Annotated in this window: 12 protein-coding genes; 9 read left to right on the top strand and 3 right to left on the bottom strand. The window is 67.3% G+C overall.

The genetic code is table 11. The annotated features are described in order from the left end of the window. Positions 1–80 precede the first annotated feature (80 nt). Positions 81–1,448 (bottom strand): glycoside hydrolase family 30 protein, encoded by a 1,368-nt coding sequence (locus DES47_RS21620; protein ID WP_133702837.1) that lies wholly within the window; start codon positions 1,446–1,448, stop codon positions 81–83. Positions 1,449–1,576: 128 nt separating this feature from the next. On the opposite strand from DES47_RS21620, the gene DES47_RS21615 reads away from it, so the two are divergent. Further along, a complete protein-coding gene (locus tag DES47_RS21615; protein WP_133702836.1) occupies positions 1,577–2,578 on the top strand; it encodes a glucokinase in 1,002 nt (333 codons plus the stop codon). Here the strand turns inward: DES47_RS21615 and DES47_RS21610 are convergent. Continuing rightward, positions 2,568–3,611: a hypothetical protein gene (locus tag DES47_RS21610; RefSeq protein WP_133702835.1), complete on the bottom strand. Its 1,044-nt coding sequence runs from the start codon at positions 3,609–3,611 to the stop codon at positions 2,568–2,570. The genes DES47_RS21615 and DES47_RS21610 overlap by 11 nt on opposite strands. 240 nt (positions 3,612–3,851) lie before the next feature. Here DES47_RS21610 and tagF point away from each other — a divergent pair, with 240 nt between their 5' ends. The 5 genes from tagF to DES47_RS21585 all read left to right on the top strand — a co-directional run bounded on the left by tagF (position 3,852) and on the right by DES47_RS21585 (position 9,687). Next, complete coding sequence (gene tagF, locus DES47_RS21605) at positions 3,852–4,583, top strand: type VI secretion system-associated protein TagF (protein WP_133702834.1); 732 nt, start codon at positions 3,852–3,854, stop codon at positions 4,581–4,583. Further along, the gene (locus tag DES47_RS21600) at positions 4,580–6,382 is read left to right on the top strand and encodes a type VI secretion system contractile sheath domain-containing protein (RefSeq protein ID WP_133702833.1); all 1,803 of its coding nucleotides are present in this window, start codon (positions 4,580–4,582) and stop codon (positions 6,380–6,382) included. The genes tagF and DES47_RS21600 overlap by 4 nt, the downstream gene beginning before the upstream one ends. A 70-nt stretch (positions 6,383–6,452) precedes the next feature. Further along, positions 6,453–7,310 (top strand): FecR family protein, encoded by an 858-nt coding sequence (locus tag DES47_RS21595; RefSeq protein WP_133702832.1) that lies wholly within the window; start codon positions 6,453–6,455, stop codon positions 7,308–7,310. A 15-nt stretch (positions 7,311–7,325) separates the two neighbouring features. Continuing rightward, complete coding sequence (locus tag DES47_RS21590) at positions 7,326–8,195, top strand: c-type heme family protein (RefSeq protein WP_133702831.1); 870 nt, start codon at positions 7,326–7,328, stop codon at positions 8,193–8,195. A 10-nt stretch (positions 8,196–8,205) separates the two neighbouring features. After that, the gene (locus DES47_RS21585; protein WP_133702830.1) at positions 8,206–9,687 is read left to right on the top strand and encodes a serine/threonine-protein kinase; all 1,482 of its coding nucleotides are present in this window, start codon (positions 8,206–8,208) and stop codon (positions 9,685–9,687) included. 65 nt (positions 9,688–9,752) lie between these two features. Here DES47_RS21585 and DES47_RS21580 read toward each other — a convergent pair whose 3' ends face one another. Then, positions 9,753–10,721, bottom strand: coding sequence for a ligand-gated ion channel (locus tag DES47_RS21580; RefSeq protein WP_133702829.1), 969 nt, complete (start codon positions 10,719–10,721; stop codon positions 9,753–9,755). A 167-nt stretch (positions 10,722–10,888) separates the two neighbouring features. Here DES47_RS21580 and DES47_RS21575 point away from each other — a divergent pair, with 167 nt between their 5' ends. From DES47_RS21575 to DES47_RS21565, 3 genes are all read left to right on the top strand, one after another. Further along, positions 10,889–12,820, top strand: coding sequence for a serine/threonine protein kinase (locus tag DES47_RS21575; RefSeq protein WP_166652114.1), 1,932 nt, complete (start codon positions 10,889–10,891; stop codon positions 12,818–12,820). Between the two features lie 75 nt (positions 12,821–12,895). Next, positions 12,896–16,738 carry a hypothetical protein gene (locus tag DES47_RS21570; RefSeq protein WP_133702827.1) on the top strand — a complete coding sequence of 1,281 codons (3,843 nt, stop codon included), beginning with the start codon at positions 12,896–12,898 and terminating at the stop codon, positions 16,736–16,738. Positions 16,739–16,780: 42 nt separating this feature from the next. Then, on the top strand, positions 16,781–19,993 hold the full coding sequence (locus DES47_RS21565) for a hypothetical protein (RefSeq protein ID WP_133702826.1): 3,213 nt from the start codon (positions 16,781–16,783) through the stop codon (positions 19,991–19,993). Positions 19,994–20,131: the final 138 nt, after the last annotated feature.

Raw genomic sequence — 20,131 nt, 5'->3', positions numbered from 1 at the left:
TCAACCCCTCGGGGTGTCAACTCCAGGCTAACCCTAGGTGTGTGCCGGAGGCCACTGCGCCGCCTGCTCCAGCGGTCTGCTCAGACGGCCGCGATATACGTGGCCATCGAGCGTGCCGGCAGCTCGGCCACGCCAAAGGCATCGTCCAGCCGCAGTGCGAAACGGATGGGCGCGTCGGTGCGGTTCAGCGCGACGATGGCGATGCTGCCGTCCGGGTTGGCGAAGGCGGTGGTCTCGATGTCCTGCCGCGTCGCCGCGCACAGCAGGCGCTGCGCGCCCGGTTGGATGAAACGGGCGAAGTGCCCGAGCGCATGGAAGGAGCTCTGGTGCAGCAGCCGGCCTTCCGCCCGGTCGGCAAGCACCGGCGCGCTGCACAGATTGCCCACGTGGTTGGGGCCGCCGGTCTCGTCGAGCAGCAGGTTCCAGTCGATCCAGCCCACCGTCCAGCGGTTCAGGTCGTTGATGATGTTGCGGCCATAGCGCTCGGCCAGTTCCCATTCGCCGGTGTGCGGCCCGCCCTCCTGACAGCCCTCGGTGAACAGCAGGGCCTTGTCGGGCCAGGCGTCGTGGACCAGTTGCACATGCTCGAAGTGGTCCTCGCCATACCAGTGGAAGCCGCAGCCCCAGACATATTGCGCCGCCCGCGGGTCCGAATAGACGACGCTGGCGCGGCCCACCATCTGGTCGCGGTTGTGGTCCCACACGACGATCTTGATGCGCGAGAGCCCCGCCCCGGCCAGCGCCGGGCCCAGATGGTCGCGCACGAAGTCGCGCTCCTCTTCGGCGCTGTAGATGCAGGAGTCCCAGCGCTGGGTGGCGTCGGGCTCGTTCTGTACCGACACCCCCCAGACCGGCACGCCCTCGGCCTCGTAGGCCTCGATGAAGCGCACATAGCAGCGCGCCCAGGCAGCGGCGTACTCGGGCAGCAGCCTGCCGCCCTGGTTCATCTGGCCATTGCTCTTCATCCAGGCCGGCGGGCTCCAGGGCGAGACCAGCAGCTTGATAGGACTTGCCGCCAGCCGCTGCGCCGCCTTGATCATGGGCAGCAGGGCCTGGCGGTCGCGATCGATATTGAAGTGCTCCAGCGCCACATCGCCCGGCATCTCGGCATGGGCGTAGTTGCCCAGCGCGAAGTCGCAGCTGTTCATATGCACGCGGCACAGCGTGTAGCCATGGCCCGTTTCGGTATCGAAGTAGCCCTGCAGCAGTTCGGCCGCGGCTTGCGGGGGCAGCGCCTGCCAGGTCACCGCCGCCGCCTCGGTGAAGGCGCCGCCAAAGCCTTCCAGCGTCTGGAAGCGGCGGCCGCTGTTGACCATCAGCTGGGGCAGACCCTTCGTGGCGCCGGCGTCGGCGACGCAGGCCAGCGGCGCCAGCTCGGACAGACGCTCCGGACCATCGCGCCGGCTCAGGATGCAGCGCAGGCTGCGGGTAGGGTTCAGATCGCTCATGACCGGGCCTCGATGCGGGGAGTGAACAGGCGCCGGGAAAACCAGCGCTTGCGCTTTGAAAGCGCTTTCATTAGCATGATACATCGCTCAAGCACGCCGCCGAACGCAGCCCTGACTCCCGCCAGAACATGCCCACGCCCGCCCCCGTCTATCCCCGTCTGCTCGCCGATGTCGGCGGTACCAACGCGCGCTTTGCCTGGGCCAGCACAGCCGATGCGCCGCTCAGCGTGATCGCGAACTACCGCTGCGCCGACCACGGCTCGCTGCATGCGGCGATCAGCCAGTACCTGCGCGACCATGACCGGCCTGCACCCCAGGCCTGCGCCATCGGCATCGCCAATCCGGTGCTCGGCGACGAGGTGCGCATGACCAACCACCACTGGTCGTTCTCGATCTCGCAGCTGAAGACCCATCTGGCTGTGGCGCGTCTGGCCGTCGTCAATGACTTCACAGCGCTCGCCCTGTCGCTGCCGGCCCTGCCTGCCGCCCAACTGCGCCAGATCGGCGGCGGCCAGGCGAGCATCGGCGAGCCGCTGGCCGTGCTGGGCCCGGGCACCGGCCTGGGGGTGTCGGGCCTGCTGGCGCTGGCCGACGGGCACTATGTACCGGTGGCCGGTGAGGGCGGCCACACCACGCTGGCCCCCAATGACGAGCAGGAGGCGGCGGTGATCGCCCTGCTGCGCCAGCGTTTCGGCCACGCCTCGGCCGAGCGGGCGCTGTCGGGGCCCGGCCTGGTGAATCTGCATGCCGCCGCGGCCGGCCTGGCGGGTCGTCCCGCGCAAGACCTGACACCGGCCGAGGTGATCACCCGTGCCCGCGAGCAGGACGACCCGCTGTGCCGCACCGCCATCGATCTGTTCTGCCGCTTCCTGGGCAGCGTGGCCGGCAATCTGGCGCTGACGCTGGGCGCCCGAGGCGGCGTCTATGTGGGCGGCGGCATCGCACCGCGCCTGCTGCCCGAGCTGACCAGTTCGCGCTTTCGCGAGCGCTTCGAGGGCAAGGGCCGCTTCAAGGGTTATCTGGGCGCAATCCCGACCTTGGTCATAGACGCGGCGGAGTCGCCGGCCCTGATCGGCGCCTCACGAGCACTGGATATCGACAGATTCTGCGCGCCCGCGCTCAGGGCGTAAGCGCGGCCACCAGGGCGATCGGGCAGGGGGCGCCGCAGCTGCCGGGCGGCATCAGCAGGAAGCTGGCATTGGCCATCAGGCTCATCATCAGCGACAGCTGCGCCGCCGCCGACAGATTGGCGCTGGCCACCGCCGACAGATTCAGCGCCGCCACCGCCGAGGCGCTGGCCGAGGCGCTGAGATTGGCGCTGGCCATCGCACTGGCCGTCGCACTGACGCGCAGGCTGGCCAGTGCCGACAGCGGCAGGCCCCCCAGCGCCAGCCTGAGGTTGACCATGGCGTTGGCGGCGAGCAGATCGACCCCCAGCGCGGCCTTGATCGCTGCAATCAGGGCCATCAGGGCTGACAGATCGGCCAGCGCGGCCAGGTTCACATTGATCTGCGGCAGGCCCAGCATCAGCTTGGCCATGGCCTGGGCCGAGGCGTTCAGCGAGGCCGCCGCCGAGGCATTCACGCCAAGGCCCATCGAGGCCATCAGCGAGGCGATGGCCGAGGCGCTGGCGTTGGCCGAGGCCATGGCCGAGACCTTGGCAGTGGCCGAGGCATGGGCATCCAGCCGCGCCTGCAAGGCCGCGATCGCACCGCTGGCGCGCAGGTCTATGCCCAGCGCCACGCGCACAGCGATGATCAGATTGGCAAGATGCAGCAGGTTCAGCAGCGCATTCAGCAGGGCTGACAGACTGGGCCCGCTGATATTTAGCATGCCGGCGTTGGCATTCAGCGAATTGATCTGGGCCGACAGATTGGCCTGCAGGCTGGCCATCGCCGACACCGACAGCGGCGCCGCCAGGTTCACGCCCATGGCCGCCTTCAGCGCCGCCGTCAGGCTGGCCATCAGCGAAAGATTGGCCATCAGCGCGGCGCTGGCGCTGGCCGAGGCCGAGGCGGACACCGCCAGGCCGGCGCCGGGCGCCATGGCACTGACCGAGGCGATCAGGCTGATCGGGAACGACGGTACCAGACCGACGAAGGAAGGCATGGCCGACAGCGAGCCGAGCAGCGAACGCAGTTGCAGCGAACACAAACAGGTCATGGGCTTATCGGCTTCCAAGGCGGCGGGTGCGAGTGAGGGTGCACGAATCATCATAACGGCATGCCCCGCCTGCCGGGGTGCGGGCAAGCCCGGCGCCGACTGCATTTCTGGGGGGGCAAAGTCGCGCCGGGCCGGGGGCTTGCCTGCTAAAGTCTGCGCTGTTTCAGCCACGCAGGAGGCACGATGTTCGACCCCGCAACGCCCGAGCAGGCAGCCGCCCTGGCGAGCTGACCGCCGCCCATGGAGCAAGCACCCGTCGTCGGTTGGTATGGCAAGCTGCCCAGCCTGGGCGACTTTGCCTCGCGCCGGCTGCCGCCCGACTTCATCGAAGCCTGGGACGACTGGCTGGCCGCGGGCCTGTCCGACTGGCGCGAGCGGGAGCCCGACGCCTGGCTGGAGCACTATCTGGCCGGCCCGAGCTGGCGCTTTCTGCTGATGCCGGGCGTGCTCGCCTCGGGCAGCTGGACCGGCGTACTGATGCCCTCGGTCGATCGTGTCGGCCGCTACTTTCCGCTGACGCTGGCCCAGCCCCTTGCCCTGCTGCCGCCCGACGCGGAGCAGACCGCCAGGCTGCTGGCCTGGCTGCAGCAACTCGATGACCTGGCGCTGGACGCACTGCAGGACGACTGGACCCTGGATCAGCTCGAGGCCGAGCTGCAGCGCCTAGGCGCCCTGCCGGTGCCCGACGTGCCGCAAGACCTGACACCCTCACTTGATGCCGAAGTGATGCTGGAGCTGCACCCGCGCGCCGACGTAGCCTCGCTGCTAGCGGCGATGGCCCGCAGCGACCTGTTGCACAGCCTGCAGGGCAAGGTGCTGTGGCTGTGCTCCGACGCGCTGGGCCAGCCGCTGCTGCGCGTCACCGACGGCCTGCCCCGCGCCCAGGCCTTCAGCGAGCTGCTGACCCGCCCTGTTCCGGCCCCCACTCCGACCGATTCCCCTCCTTCTCTTTCATCAGCGAGCCTCCCATGAGCAATGACTGGACCCCCGACTTTGGCGGCATCAGCGTCAACCCGCCCGCCTGGAATGCCAAGCGCCCGGTGCGCATCGCCATTCTTGGCGACTTCAGCGCGGGGGCCCTGTCCGGGCGCCTGGACACCGGCGCGGCGCTGGCCAAGCGCAAGCCGCTGAAGGTCGAGTTCGACACCCTGGAAGACGCGCTGGCGCGGCTCAAGCTCAAGCTGAACCTTCCGCTGGGCTCGGATGGCGCGCCGGTGGAGGTCGAGATCAGCGAGCTGGAGTCCTTCCACCCGGACGAGCTGTACCGCAATCTGGAAATCTTCTCGGCCCTGGCCTCGCTGCGCAAGCGGCTGAACACGCCGTCCAGCTTTGCCGCTGCGGCCGCCGAGGTGCAGGGCTGGGGCGAGGATGCCGGCGTGCGCGCCTCGACCATCAGCAACCGTGCCCGGGCGCGCGGCGCGACGCCGTCCAGCGGCGCCAGCCTGGACGACTTCGCCCGCCTGACCGGCCGCCCCTCGGTCAATGCCAAGGCGGACGACTCGATCGACGCGCTGCTGCGCAGCCTGGTCGGCCCCTTCGTCGTGCCCGCGCCGAACCCGAACAAGGACGCGCTGGTCGCCACCGTGGATCGGGCGCTGGGCGACACCATGCGCGCCGTGCTGCACCAGCCCGACTTCCAGAATGCCGAATCGCTGTGGCGCGGCGTGGACTTTCTGCTGCGCCGACTGGAGACCAGCCACCAGCTCCAGGTGCACCTGATCGACATCAGCGCCGAGGAGTTCGCCGCCGACCTGAGCAGCAGCTCGGACCTGTCGGAGAGCGGGCTTTACAAGCTGCTGGTCGAGCAGCCCTCCCAGGATGCCGACGGTGGCTACAGCTATCTGTGCGGCTGCTACCAGTTCGACGCCACCCCGACGCACGCCGAGCTGCTGGGCCGCGCCACCCTGGTGGCCGCGCACGCCGGCGCGCCGCTGATCACATCAATAGCCACCGCACCGTTCACCGACCGCCGCGAACCACCTCACCGCCTGGTGCAGGAGGCCTTCAAGGCGCTGAAGGCCATGCCCGACGCCTCCTACCTGAGCCTGATGGGCCCGCGCTTCCTGCTGCGCCATCCCTACGGCAAGCGCAGCGACCCCATCTCCAGCTTCGCGCTGGAGGAATTCACCCGCGAGGACGGCCTGCGCGGCATGCTGTGGGGCCATCCGGGCCTGCTGGCCCTGTGCGTGCTGGGCGTGCGCGGCGGCCAGCTGACGATCAACGACCTGCCCTTCCACCACTACGTCGATGCCGACGGCGACAGCGTCGCCTTGCCCTGCACCGAGCGCCTGGTCAACACCAATGCCGCCACCCTGCTGCGCGACTACGGCATCAGCGCCGTGATGGCGCACAAGGGCGAGGCGCTGGTGCGGCTGTCCGGCGTCGAGGCCATCAATGGCGATGGCCTGGCCACGTCCAACACCGCAGGCCGCAAGGCGCCCAGCGACAGCCGCTTCGCGCTGCGCTCCAAGCCCGAGGGCGACGACAAGGTGGCGGTGGACTGGACACCGGCCCAGCGCAGCGGCGGCACCGTCAGCGTCAGTGCGCCAATGCAGCGCCTGGCCCAGGACGATGAAGCGCCAGCGGCCGAGGCAGCCGCCGCGGCAGCCCCGGCGGAAGACAGCGGCAGCGGTGACGCCGAGCTTGATGCCCTGCTCGCCAGCCTGGGTGCCGACGAGGCCGCCGCCGAGGCGCCGCCCGAGCCGGCCCCCGCCGGTGAGGAGCCGGCGATGGATCCGGACCTGGAGGCCCTGCTCGCGTCCCTAGGGTGACACGGCTTCGGCGTGCGCTTTGCACGCAGCCAGGGCTGGCACAGGGGCAAGGCGCGGCCATAATCGCCGGATGTTCGCCAAGCCCCTGATTTCCGCCACCCGACTGGCCGCCCTCTCCCTGCTGCTCGGCAGCCTGGTCGCCACGGCCAGTGCCGCACCGCTGGGCGTGGTCACCATGCTCGAAGGCGAGGCCACGCTGCTGCGCGACAACGCGCGGCTGGCACTGGCCGAGGGCGTGCGCGTGGGCAGCGACGACATCATCGAGCTGGGCGCCAAGGGTCGATTCTTGCGCGTCGAGTTCGACGATGGCGCCAGCCTGGCCCTGGGCCCCGAGACGCGCGCCCAGCTGGCACCGGCGTTGAAGGGCACCCCCAGGGCCTATCTGTTGCGCGGCTGGGCCAAGCTCAGCGCCGCCAAGGGCAAGCCGGCCGCACTGGCCAGCCCCTGGTTCGAATTGAGCGGGCTGACGCGCGACGCGGTGATCTCGGCCCAGGCCGAGGGCGCCCAGGTGTTTGCCGAGGCCGGCGAGCTGAGCCTGCGCCCGCTGAAACCCGCCGGCGCCGCCGTCACGATGAAAAGCGGCGAGCTGCTCAGCCAGCTGGGCAGTGCCAAGCCCGAGACCGCTTCGCGGCCCACGCCGGCCTTTGTGCAGGCCGCGCCGCGTGCCTTTCTGGACAGCCTGCCGCCGCGCGCCGACAAGTTCAAGGGCAAGGACGTGGCGCCCAAGCGCCTGGCGGACATCGCCTATGCCGACGCCCAGCCCTGGATAGACGCCGAGCCGGCGCTGCGCCGCGCCAATCTGGCGCGCTGGAAGCCGCTGGCCCGCAATCCCGAGTTCCGCAAAGGCCTAGCGGCCGATCTGAAAGCCCACCCCGAGTGGGAACCCGTGCTGTTCCCGCCTCCGCCCGCCTCGACACCCAAATACTGATAAGAGGTCTCTGTCATGAAACTGCTCGTCAAATTCAACCTGATCTTTCTGCTCGTCTTCCTGCTCGGGCTGACGGTGTCCAGCATCGTCGCCCGCGGCCTGCTGCAGCGCGCCGCCCAGGACGAGGTCACCGACCGCGCCCGGCTGCTGATGGAAAAGGCCAATGTGGTCAGCGCCTACACCGCAACCCAGATCAAGCCGCTGCTGGAAACGCAGATGAAGTACACCTTCCTGCCCCAGTCGGTGCCGGCCTATTCCTCGGCCGAGGTGCTGATCGGGCTGCAGAAGTCCTACCCCGACTACAGCTTCAAATCGGCGATGCTGAACCCGACCAACCCGCGCGACCGCGCCGTGGCCTGGGAAGAGGACGTGATCAAGCAGTTCGGCAGCAACCCCGAGATGAAGGAGTTCGTCGGCCAGCGCGACACGCCGTCCGGCGCCTCGCTCTACATCGCCCGCCCGATCCGCATCAGCAACCCCGCCTGCCTGGCCTGCCACAGCACGCCCGACGCGGCGCCGCAGACGCTGGTGGACCGCTACGGCCCGTCCAACGGCTTCGGCTGGAAGCTCAATGAAACGCTGGGGGTGCAGGTCGTCTCGGTGCCGATGACGGTGCCGCTGCAACGCGCCGACCAGGCGCTGATGGTGGTCATTGGTGTGCTGTCGGCGGTGTTCCTGCTGGTCGGCGCCACATTGAACTTCATGCTATGGAAGCTGGTCATCCAGCCGGTCAGCCAGCTGTCGGCACTGGCCGACAAGGTCAGCCTCGGCGAGGAGGCACCCGAGTTCGTGGTCAAGTCCAAGGACGAGATTGGCGTGCTGGCCGAGTCCTTCGGCCGCATGCGCAAGAGCCTGGCCCATGCGATGAAGATGCTGGAGGGTTGAGCACGTGGCGATGAAAGTTCCCGAGCGCATCGGCAAGTACGCCATCTCCGCCGTGCTCGGTCAGGGCGCGATGGGGGTCGTCTACAAGGGCTTCGATCCGCACATCCACCGGCCGGTGGCGATCAAGACCATACACCGCGAGCTGCTGGGGGATGACGACGCCCATGCCTCGATCGCCGCACGCTTTCGCAACGAGGCCCAGGCGGTGGGCCGGCTGCAGCATCCGGGCATCGTCGCCATCTATGAGTTCGGCGAGGACGAGAACACCGCCTACATCGCGATGGAGTTCGTCGAGGGCAAGAACCTCGACCAGATATTGGCCGCCACGCCGCAGCTGCCCGAGGGCCAGGCGCGCCGCATCATGGAGCAGGTGCTCGACGCACTCGAGTGCGCGCACAAGGCCGGCGTCTGGCACCGCGACATCAAGCCCGCCAATCTGCTGCTGACGGCCAGCGGCCAGGTCAAGTTGACCGACTTCGGCATCGCCCGCATCGAACACCAGGGCCTGACCCAGGTCGCCTCGATGATTGGCACACCCGGCTTCATGGCCCCCGAGCAATACATCGGCGAGGGCATAGACCACCGCGCCGACCTGTTCGCCGCCGGCGTCGTGCTCTACCGCCTGCTGACCGGTGTGCAACCCTTCACCGGCGCGGCCGAGACGGTGATGTACAAGATCATGAACGAGCACCCGAAGCCGCCCAGCCAGGTCAGCCCCACGCCGCTGTCCGGGGCCTATGACGGGGTGATCAATCGGGCATTGGCCAAGAAGGCCGAGAACCGCTTCCAGAGCGCCCAGGCCTTTCGTCAGGCGCTGCTGGCCTCGGCCGTCCAGGCGGCCGATCCGGGTGGCGCCAATGACGCCACAGTGATCGTGCCGCCATCACACTGGGCGCGCACCGTCGAGGCCGCCGAAGCGCCTCCGCCGGCAAGCCCCTCGGGCGCCCGGCCGACGACATTTGCGCCCACCTCGATGTCCACCGCCATGCTGCCCACCGGCTGGGAGGCGGAGGCCCTGAGCCGCATCGAGCGGCTGCTGGCCCCCCATGTCGGGCCTATGGCCAAGCTGATGGTGCGCCAGGCGGCGCACAAGAATCAGGAGGTGGTGGGCCTGGCGATGGAGCTGTCGCAGCACATCGGCCAAGAGACCCAGCGTCAGCGCTTCATCAGCGAGGCGCTGGCCGGCTCGCAGGCCGCACCGCGCAGTGGCACCCAGGCCATCGCCGGGGGCACAGCGGCCAGTGGCGCGCGCCCTGCGGCGGGGACTGGCTCGGGCTCCGGTTCAAGTGCCGCGGCAGCGGAACCGGTGACCGAGGCCATCAAGGCCCATGCGGTGACGGTGTTGACCCGTCACCTGGGGCCGATCGCCAAGATCGTCGTCAAGCGGGCTGCCGACAAGGCGACGAGCAAGGCGCAGCTGTATCAGCTGCTGCTGGAGGCCGCCAGCGAGGTCGATCCGGCCAAGCTGCTGAACGATTTGCGGGCGATGTAGTCCCGGATTGCATCCGGGCTACGGGAGACTTGTAGCCCGGATGCAATCCGGGGCCGGCCCCGACCTCAGCGCAGGGCCCCCCACACCACATACGCGGCCCAACCGTAGAACGCCACCGGGAACAGCACCACGCAGTAGTGGTCGATGCGGAAGGCCAGTTCCTCCCGGCCGGTGACCTCCAGCTTCAGGCACACCGCCGAGACCAGCAGCGAGGCGAAGATGAAGGCCAGCGCGATCATGTGCACCATATCGGCCACAGTCATCACACCCGAGTCGGGCACCGAGGAAGCGGCGATGAAGGCGCTGGCCGCCACCGCAAACAGCGCGCCCACGCCCATGCCGAAGCGGGCATCCAGATCTGAGGGCTTGACCATGAAGGCAACGAAGGCCACCGCCGTGGCCAGCAGCACGGTGCTCAGCAGCTTCAGCGCCGAGCCATAGCCGCCGCGGTTGATGTCCATGGCGAAGGTGAAGCGCGAATACTCCGAGCGCGCATCACTGGGCAGCGAGATATCGCCGTAATTGGTGCGATAGACCTTGGCCTTGATCTCGGCGGCGAAGTTGGAGGCATTCCAGCCCGCCATGTCGATCTCGTCGCCGAGCCGCGAGTTGGTCTTGTCGGCGACGAACACCATGTCCTTGCTGGTGAAACGGCTGTCCTCGATATTGACCTTCATGCTGTGCGCATCGAAGGGGTACTGTGCGAGCTGCCAGTTTTCCGCCATCGTTGCCGAGACGCGCACGGCGGCGTAGTTCATGTCGCCGATCTTCTTCTCGTCGACGCTGCTCTTGTTCTCGATCTTGCCGTTGATGATCTCGAAGCTGTCCAGCGGCTTGTAGTCGGCCAGCGGCCCTTCGGCCTTCCAGCGGAACCACAGATAGAAGTCCAGCGCGTACTTGTTCTCCTTGAAGTTCAAGTCCTGGATCTTGTTGACATAGCTGCCGACCACGACCTGCTGTGGCTGGGCCTGTGCACCCACAGCCATCAGGACAAGCAGCAGCGTCGCACCCATCCGGCTCAGAAACTCGCGCATTGCATCCTCCCGCAGAGCTGACATCAGCCTGGCGCAGCGATTATGGCCAGACATGGTGAATCCGTGACTACGGATTTACGGCAGGCGGCGCATCTGATACCGGAGAACCATTCGGCAACGGGTTTGACCCTGTGAAACTGCCGCAAAACCGCGCCACAATGCACGCCATGAGCAGCCCGACGCCTGACGACGACCGCACCGTCATTCGCCCCATCAGCGCCAATGCGCCCGAGGCCCATCCCGAGGCACCAGCGCCTGGCGCCGGTGCCGACGGCGGCTTTGCCGCCACCGAATTCGCCAAGACCAAGATTGCACCGACCGAGTTCGCCTCCACCCAGGTCGCGGGCCGCGCAGCCCCTGGGCCCGGTGCGGCCAGCGCACATTCGAGCGCCGGCGACAGCGGCAACGCACTGCCGGTGGGCACCTATCTGGGCGAGTTCGAACTGACCAGTGTGCTCGGCGAGGGGGGCTTCGGCATCGTCTATCTGGCCTGGGACCACTCGCTGGAGCGCCGCGTGGCGCTGAAGGAGTACATGCCGGCGGCGCTGGCCGCGCGAACCGGCGACACCCAGGTGCAGGTCAAATCGCAACGCCACCGCGACACCTTCGAGGCGGGGCGCAAGAGCTTCGTCAACGAGGCCAAGCTGCTGGCCTCGTTCGACCACCCGTCCCTGGTCAAGGTCTACCGCTTCTGGGAGGCCAATGGCACGGCCTATATGGTGATGCCCTTCTACGAGGGCATCACGCTGAAAGACAAGCTGCGCGAGCTCGGCGCCCCGCCCGACGAGGCATGGCTGATGACCCTGCTGGCGCCGCTGACCGAAGCGCTGGCGGTGATACATGCCGAGAGCTGCTTCCACCGCGACATTGCCCCCGACAACGTGATACTGCTGAACAGCACCGGCAAGCCGCTGCTGCTGGACTTCGGCGCCGCGCGCCGCGTCATCGGTGACATGACGCAGGCGCTGACGGTGATCTTGAAGCCCGGCTATGCGCCGGTCGAGCAGTACGCCGAGGCGCCGAACATGAAGCAGGGGGCATGGACCGATGTCTACGCACTGGCTGCCTCGGTGCACTTCGCCATCCTGGGCCGCACCCCGCCGACCTCGGTCGGCCGCCTGATGAGCGACAGCTATGTGCCGCTGGAAGAGGCCGCGGAAGGCCGCTACAGCCGGCAGTTCCTGCAGGCCATGGACAAGGCCCTGCGCGTGCGCCCCGAGGAGCGCACCCAGACGATTGCCGCACTGCGCGCCGACCTGGGCCTGGGCACGGTGACCGTAGAGCCACCGACGGTCAACACCCGACCCGCCGGCATTGCCGCACCGCCCCCGCCAGTCCCCAAGGCCGCGCGCACGCAGATGCCCAGCCAGGACACGACGCAGTATGTCGGCCCGTCCGGCGGCGCCAAGAGCAGCAGCAAGAGCCTGTGGATGGGCCTGGGCGTGCTGGCCCTGGCGGCGGCCGGTGCTGGCACCTATTTCGCGCTGGCACCGCGCAAGGCGGCCACACCGCCGGTGGTGACGCAGGCGGCCCCGGCGCCCGTGGCCGCCGCGCCGGCACCGGTGACGCCGCCGGCACCGGCACGCTTTGACATCCGCGACGAGTTCGCCAAGGTCATGAGCGCCCAGACGCCCGGCTTCGGTGTCGAGGCGGCCGCCACCAAGCCGCAGCTGCGCATCGGCAAGGACTCGCTGGGCTTCACCGTCAAATCGGCGCGTGACGGCTTTGTCCAGGTGCTGGTGCTGGGCCCCGACGGCGCCGCGGCGCTGCTGTTCCCGAATGCCCAGGCCAGCGATAACCGCATCAAGGCCGGCGAGACCCTGCTGCTGCCCAAGGCGAGCTGGAAGCTCGACACCGTGGAGCCCGCCGGGGCCGAGCACTTCCTGATCATCGTCAGCGCCCAGCCGCGCGACTACAGCGAGCTCAGCAAGGAGCGCGACTACATCTTCCTGAAGCTGCCCACTCAGGAACAGGGCCAGGCCCTGGCCGCCAGCTGGACACGCAGCACGCCGCTGCTGCTGGGCGGACTGAAGAGCTGCGCCACGCCCGATTGCGACGCCTATGGTGCGGCCCGCTTCTCGGTGGATATTGTTCCTTGACTTCCTGAATGCCCCTGCCCGACGCCGCGCCGTGCAGGGCGCGGTGGGTACCACGATCCGATCGGAGATCCGCCCGTGACTGATACCGCCAAAATCCCGCCCGACACGACGGACGTCGCCGTCCAGTGGTGCATACAAGCCCGCAAGCTTCTGAAGCTCGGCGTGTTCGAGCGCGACAAGCTCGACCTGAAGAAGCGGGCGACCGCGGTCAAGGATCAGTTGCAGGCGCTGCGCGCCAAGTTCGGCGACACCCTGGCCAAGACGATGGAGGCCGAGTTCATCACCCTGGCCAAGCGCATCGACGCGGCGGCCCAGGGACAAAACCTGGCCCAGGTCGAGATCGAGGCCGAGCGGCTGAATGTGCTGAACAAGCAGATGCTGCTGAAGCTGGCCGAGAAGGACAAGGACCCGGTCAAGGCCAAGGGCAAGGCCCAGATCGAGCTGGACAAGGCCATCGAGTCCCTGAACGGCAAGCAGGAAGGGGTCAAGGCCAAGTACCAGAAGCTGTTGCTGGAGTCGCAGAACAAGCTGAACCTGCTGCGGGCGATGAAGTACGCCACACCCGCCGTGATGGAGGCACGCATCAACGCCGCCGCGCTCAAGGTCGCCACCGTCGGTTCGGAAGACTGGGCTGGCGGTTTGGATCTGCTGAACTCGGTGGCCGGCCTGTATGAAACCGGCAAGTCCGAAGCCGAGGGATGGCAAGCCAAGGACTTGCTGCATGCGAAGCAGCAGCCGCACTATGAGAGCAAGCAGGTCAAGCTGCAGGAGGTGCTGGATGAGCTGGGCAGCCTGCCCGGCGTCGACAGCTACCGCGAGCTGATCAAGCGTGCGCAGAAGGAAGGCGCCGCCGCGATCAAGCGGCCCGAGGGCAATCCGCTGGAAATCGCCCTCTTTGACGAAGGCTACAAGGCCATCGCGGCGCTGGTGCCCTCGACCAGCGACCTGCTCAACAAGGCCCTGCAGGCCGCCGCCAAAGCGCAGAAGCTGATCAGCAAGGACACCGACATACAGAACGCCGAGGAGGCGGCCCGTGCGGTGCTGACCCGGCTGCGGGTGAGCGGCGCCGAGCTGGTAGGCGAGGCCACCGAGAGCCTGCACGACACCCAGATCGCCAAGGCCGTGCTGCTGTGCGGAGAGACCGGCAAGAAACCCTTCGGCATCCAGCGGCTGAACGAAATCAAGGGCCAGCTCGAGGCCCTGGAGCTGGACCGCAAGAAGGTGCGCGACGGCTGCAAAACCCTGCTGGACGCCGCCGAGGCAAGCATCGTGGCACTGCTCTACGCGCCCACCGACGACGAACGCCTGGCGCTGCGCGAACCGCTGGCCCTGATGCAGGCTGCCCGCACGCTGAGCGCGGCGCTGGAGTTCGACGAGGCCAACGAAATCCTCGTGCCGCTGCAGAAGACGCTCGACGACTTCACTGCCGCCAGCGACCACACGCCGGACAAGATGGAGGCGCAATGGACCGAGATCGCCAAGCCCAAGGGCCGGCTGGCCAAGGCCCGCACGGAGGTGGCGGAGCTGGGCAAGCTGATGGCCAAGGCGGCGATCCCGGGCAATATGGAAGGCCTCGGTGATCCGATGGCCGATCGCTACAACGGCTACCTGGACAAGATCGTGCAGGCGGCGGCCGACAAGGACTGGACCAAGGCGCTGAAGGATTTCGAGGGCCTCAGCCGCCAGATCACCAGCGACCTGGAGCGCCACGCCAATCTGGACAAGTTCCTGGTAGAGCGCAACCGTCTGGCGGAGCCGGTGGCGGCCGAGATCACCCGCGCCGAGCTGGCGCTGAAAGCGCTGGAAGACACCCTGGCCCAGGAGCCCGATCCCGGCAACACCCTGGCGCTGGCCAAGGCCGAGCTGGACAACGCCAAGCGCCTGTGGGTGCACCGCGCGTCCCGCGCGATGACCGAGGGCGAACTCGATGCCGGCAAGGCCTTGAACACGTTCAAGGCACTGGCCACCCGGCTGGAGAAGCAGACCCAATCGCCCCAGGCCCTGAAACGCGCGCTCACGGCGGGCCGCGACGATGCGGCCAAGAAGGCCTTCGACACCGCGTCCGCCGAGGTCAAGCTCAGCCTGGAGGAACTGCGCACGCTGGACAACGACCTGTACAACCAGCATGCCAAGACCTGGACCGAACTCGGCTACGCCATCTTCAAGGAAGACCTGCACGCCCCGGGCAACCCGAAGGAGCGGATGGCCGCGCTGAAGGCCACCGTGCTGCAGGCCATCACCGATGCGAAGAAGCTGTTGACCGCGGCGCAGACCGCAGCCCAGAACAAATTCAAGGAAGTGGCCCTGCAGCTGAAAGAGCTGCGCAAGCAGGCCGACCAGTCGCTGCGCCACCGGCACCGCAAGATTTTTGCGCCCTTTTTCGACGGCCTCGACCAGGACTTGAAGGACTTGAGCGGCATGGTCGCCAGCCAGAGCATCAAGACCGCCGAGGCGGCGCTGCTCGAACTGACGGCGCTGGCGGCCCGCGCCACCAAGCTCAGGAACGAGATCGAGGCGCAGCCCAAGGAGGGCTCGGATCAGGTCGCCAAATCGCTGCTGGACGCGCCCGAGGAGCCAGGTCTCGACCTCGACGAGATGAACCTGGACTGGCTGTTCAGCGAGGCGCCGGACCAACCCGATCAGCCCGAGAAGCCCGCGGCCAACTTCCGCATGGTCATGGAGGCCGTCACTGCCATTCAGAAGAGTCTGACGGACAAGATCCTGAAGCGCTGCCTGCCGGTGCAGCAGCTGATGCTGGAGGAAGACTTCAAGACCGCACAGCAGGACATCTACAGCCTCGAGCCGCAGGCCGCCTTCGACTCGCTGCGCGCGCTCAATCTGCGCGTCAACGAGGCGATTGCGCGGGCCGCCACGGCCAACGAGTTGCGCACGCGTTTCAAGGATGTGGACCTGCCAGCGGTCGAGCAGCGCTTCCTGGCCCTCAGTGGCTTCAAGGCCGACACCCTGCGCGGCAAGCTCAGCAAGCTGCGCAAGGAGCCCGGCGCCTATCTGAAGGAGCTGGAGGCACGCATCAAGTCGGCCAAGACCCTGGTCAAGGAGCCGCAGAAGGAACAGAAGGCGCTCGATGAACTGAAGAAGATCCTGGACGAGATCAACGCCGTCATCGACAACAACAATGTGCTGCAGCCCGAGCAGCTGGTCGAGCAGGAAAAGGCCGCCCAGGCCCGCGCCTTCCAGAAGGAAAAGGAAACCACGCAGTGGGCCGCCCTGGTCAAGGACTTCAAGCGCATGGGGCTGGCGCGCGCCACCACGGCCGTCAACGAGGCCGATGGCGGCGACAAGAGTCAGCTCACCGACCTGAACAAGATGCTCAAGCAGGCCGAGGACATCTTCAATGACACCGGCAACTTCATCGGCGCGGTCGAGCTGCTGAACAACGCCAAGCAATACGCCGAACGCGTGATCGGCCACCCGATGGGCCTGAAGGCGGCCGCGCGCGACGAGCTGCCCAAGGTCAAGGCGCACTGGAAGGAGGCCGTGGCGGCCTTCAACAGCAGCGTCGACGCGGTGGTCAGCAGCATCAACTCGGCCGATGACGGTGTCGATGTGTCGGGCCTGTTCGACGATGAGTCCGACGAGGGCGCGCAGGCAAAGAAACGCCTGGACGAGGCGATTGCCAAGTCGATCGCCATGCTGAACAGCCTGAAGACGCTGTTCAACGCCAACATCATGGACGCCCCGATCGCCGTGCTGACATCGAAGCAGGCGGCCAAGGCAGAGAAGCGCGCCTCGCGCGAGCTGGCAATGAAGTACATCAACGGCTACCGCGAGGTGATACGCACCGACCCGGTGCTGGTCAAGCTGATGCAGAAGGATCGCCCCTTCGGCACCGTCGACTTCTACGGACTGAACACCGCGCTGCGTGACCTGGACCTGAACATCCAGCGCTCCGTCTAGTCGCCAACACCCCGTACAGCTGGCTTCAAAAGGAATTCCAACATGGCATTCACCGAATCCCAAACCGCGTGGCTGGAGGGCCTGTCCGGCCTTGCCCTGGCCAAGGAACGCGCGGACACCGAGCGCTCGAAGAAGGACCTGCTGGCCACCGAGCGCACGGTCAAGCTGGCGCCGGCCAAGGAGAGCATCAAGCGCAAGCTCAGCGCGGCCTCGTTCAAGAAAGGCAAGTTCAGCAGCGTCAAGGTACTCGACGAAGAAGGCGGACAGGAAGCTGAGTTCGACTACTCCGACGTCAAGGGCGACAAGCAGTTCGAGCAGGAATACCTGGCGATGATGCAGGACGCGATGGAGCAGATCTCCGCCGCGGTGGCACAGATGCGCGACGAGCAGACCGAGCTGATCGACGAGGAAACCGGCGCGGTGGTGCTGGACAAGAAGGGCAAGCCGGTGATGGTGCCTCTGTACACCGACGAGCAGATCGCCGAAGAGGTCTATATGCCGCTGGTGCGCGAGCGCCTGATGCCCGAGTGGCTGGTGCCCAACAAGTGGAGCAAGACGCAGCAGATGCTGGATGCCAGCGATGCACTCTACAAGGAACGGCTGGAGCAGTACACGGCCGAGATGCAGGAGGAGGACCAGACCCTGCTGGACGCCGGCAAGGACGCCACCACCCGTCTCGGCGGCCTGGCGCAAAAGGCGCTGGCCATGGTGCCCGGCGCCGAGGCCGAGCTGGCCAGCTCCATCGTCGGCCTGGTCACATTGGGCACGACCACCCTGATCACCGGCGTGCAGATACTGAGCAAGGGCCAGCTGGACCGCTCGCTGAACACGGTGATCGACAACGTCGGCTCCCTCCTGAGCCAGAGCCTGTCGCTGGCCACCGGCCAGGACGATATCGGCAAGCTGGCCGGCAATGCCTTCAAGGCCACCGTCGCCGGGGCCAAGATGGCGGTCAACCTGGCCCAGGACCCGCCCAATGTGGCCGGCGCCATCGACGAGTTCGCCAACGGCCTGCAGGCGGCGCTGAGCGTGGGCTTCAGCGGCAAGGAGCTGGGCGGCGCCGACCCCAGCCTGGTCAGCGAAGCCGCGGGCAAGTCCGCGGTGATGCTGTTCAAGGCCATTGCCACCGGCATACGGCTGCGCGAGCATGTGCTCAACGGCGATTCCGATGCCATCATTGCCGAGCTGACGGCCGCCTCGCAGGAGACCTTGAAGACGGTGCAGTCCATCGTCACCACGGCGATGACCGAGGGCAAGAAGGGCAAGACCAAGGAGGCGATCGAGAAGCAGCAGAAGGAGCTGACCGACAAGATCTCCCAAGGCATAGACCTGGCCCAGGCCGGCATCTCGACGGGCAAGAAGATCGTCGATGCGGTCAAGGTGCGCAGCATCAAGGGCATGGCCGAGGAAATCGTCAACGGCATCGGCGACGTGATCGCGGGCACCGTCAAGCTGGCCGCTCCAGCGGTGAGCGACATCGTTGGCAATGCCTACCGCGCGACCACCAAGACCGGCCTGGTCGCCTACTACCTGACGATGGACCCGCCGGACCGCAGCAAGGCCCTGGAGAGCCTGGGCCAGGGCTTCGAGGCGGCCTTCTCGCTGGCCGGCAGCGGCGGCAGCTCGGCCGACGCACTGAAGGCGGTGGGCAAGGCGGTGTCCACCGCCTTCGTGACGGCGGGCGCCAGCATCGACCTCGGCCAGGCCATCAGCGATGAGAAGTATGGCGATGCCGCCAAGGCCCTGTCCAAGCTGGCCCGCTCCATCATGAGCCAGGCCTTGAAGGTCGACATGAGCGGCGACCCCTCCGTCACCACCGAAGGCGAGGAAGGCAACGAGCTGGTGAAGAACGCCAAGATCGGCATGGACGCGTTCGATTCGCTCAGCAGCGTCATCACCGAGGCCATCGACGGGCTGAAGGACGAGAAGGCCAAGGCCAAGCTGATGCAGCAGCTCGATGAGCTGCGCACCGCCGACGCGCTGGCCGAGATCGAGTCCAGCAAGGAGGAGATCGAGCGTGTGCTGATCCAGGGCGACGAGGCCGGCGGCAAGGCGGCCGACACGCGCTCGATCGAGGTGCTGATACAGGAGATGCAGCGCGACCGCATGATCATGGAGATGGCGCAGAAGCTGATGTCGGCCGGTGCCACCGTCGTCGAGCAATTCGTGGCGCCGATGGCCGTCGGCGGCGCGGCGATCAAGCTGGCCGCCAACCTGATCAAGGCCACGCAGCGGGCGAGCATGCTCAACACCTGGATCAACAACCAGAAGGACATGCACAAGGCGGTCAGCAGCTTCGAAAGCTCGGCCGCCAACTTCGTCAAGAACCAGGGCGAGCAGTTCTCGCACTACGCGATTCAGGCGGCGCTGGAACTGGCGCGGATGATTGGCGAGATCGTCAGCTGCAGCGGTATTTCCTCGGCCGCCGGCGTGGCCCTGGCCAAGGGTGCGGCGCTGGCCATCGCTGCCGAAGACATTGCCTACGAGTACTACAAGAAGGCCGATCTGGAAAACGCCTGGCGCATCACCCGCAAGGCCTGGGCCAATCCGGACAGCCGCAAGCTGGGCCTGCTGGCGCGCAAGCTCAACCCGACCCTGGCCAAGTACACGCTGGCCTGGGGCGCCGCGGTGAAGCGCGATGCAATGGCCCAGGAGGCCATGCGCACCTGCGGCCTGAACGCGCTGACCCTGTCACAGAAGGACAGCAATGTCAGCCAGGTGCAGAAGTTCCTGGAGACCAGCTTCAACGAGGACAATGTGGTGCTCAAGCGCTACACGGTGCCCGACTGGATGCCCGCGGTGGTCGAGCTCACGGCCAAGAGCTGGACCACGGCCAAGCAGCGCGGCGAGACGCTGGGCGGTGTGATGCCGGCGAATGCCGGTGGCGTCGACGAGACACTGGTCCAGATCGCCAGGCTGCGGGTCGAGTTCCAGACGCAGGTCGAGACGATCATCAAGGTCGGCTACGTCAAGGCCGAGCGCGATGGCCACTACGCCTCGCTGGACAGCCTGCGCGATGACTTCGAGACGTCCGCGGACCGCTTCCGCGATCTGCTCAACAACTACGATCCGCGCGACAAGAACGGCAAGCAGCACAAGGAAATGAGCGACCTGGTGGCCGAGTTCAAACTCGCCGCCGAGGAGGCCGCTGCCGACATCGATTCGACTTGGCAGGAACTGTCCGACGCGCTGGAAAAGGTGCGCCCGCCGGAGAACCTGATGAGCCTGTTCGACGAGGAAGCAGTGACGACCTGAGGCTCGGAGGGTGAGAGTTTTTCGTAGCGAGCGGTTGTCAGGCTAGGCGGACGGAGCGCAGGGACCGGAACGTACTCCATGTACGTGAGGATCCCGAGCATCCGGCCAACGACGCATGGCGACCGCGCAGTAGAAAGG

Origin of the sequence: Roseateles toxinivorans, from assembly GCF_004362525.1 — a bacterium.
Classification (GTDB): domain Bacteria; phylum Pseudomonadota; class Gammaproteobacteria; order Burkholderiales; family Burkholderiaceae_C; genus Paucibacter; species Paucibacter toxinivorans.
This window is presented reverse-complemented; position numbering and strand designations above follow the sequence as displayed.

Bases quoted from the DNA above. Each gene is read 5' to 3' on its own strand.
- DES47_RS21620 (WP_133702837.1), bottom strand. From the start codon at position 1,448: ATGAGCGATCTGAACCCTACCCGCAGCCTGCGCTGCATCCTGAGCCGG.
- DES47_RS21615 (WP_133702836.1), top strand. From the start codon at position 1,577: ATGCCCACGCCCGCCCCCGTCTATCCCCGTCTGCTCGCCGATGTCGGC.
- DES47_RS21610 (WP_133702835.1), bottom strand. From the start codon at position 3,611: ATGACCTGTTTGTGTTCGCTGCAACTGCGTTCGCTGCTCGGCTCGCTG.
- tagF (WP_133702834.1), top strand. From the start codon at position 3,852: ATGGAGCAAGCACCCGTCGTCGGTTGGTATGGCAAGCTGCCCAGCCTG.
- DES47_RS21600 (WP_133702833.1), top strand. From the start codon at position 4,580: ATGAGCAATGACTGGACCCCCGACTTTGGCGGCATCAGCGTCAACCCG.
- DES47_RS21595 (WP_133702832.1), top strand. From the start codon at position 6,453: ATGTTCGCCAAGCCCCTGATTTCCGCCACCCGACTGGCCGCCCTCTCC.
- DES47_RS21590 (WP_133702831.1), top strand. From the start codon at position 7,326: ATGAAACTGCTCGTCAAATTCAACCTGATCTTTCTGCTCGTCTTCCTG.
- DES47_RS21585 (WP_133702830.1), top strand. From the start codon at position 8,206: ATGAAAGTTCCCGAGCGCATCGGCAAGTACGCCATCTCCGCCGTGCTC.
- DES47_RS21580 (WP_133702829.1), bottom strand. From the start codon at position 10,721: ATGCGCGAGTTTCTGAGCCGGATGGGTGCGACGCTGCTGCTTGTCCTG.
- DES47_RS21575 (WP_166652114.1), top strand. From the start codon at position 10,889: ATGAGCAGCCCGACGCCTGACGACGACCGCACCGTCATTCGCCCCATC.
- DES47_RS21565 (WP_133702826.1), top strand. From the start codon at position 16,781: ATGGCATTCACCGAATCCCAAACCGCGTGGCTGGAGGGCCTGTCCGGC.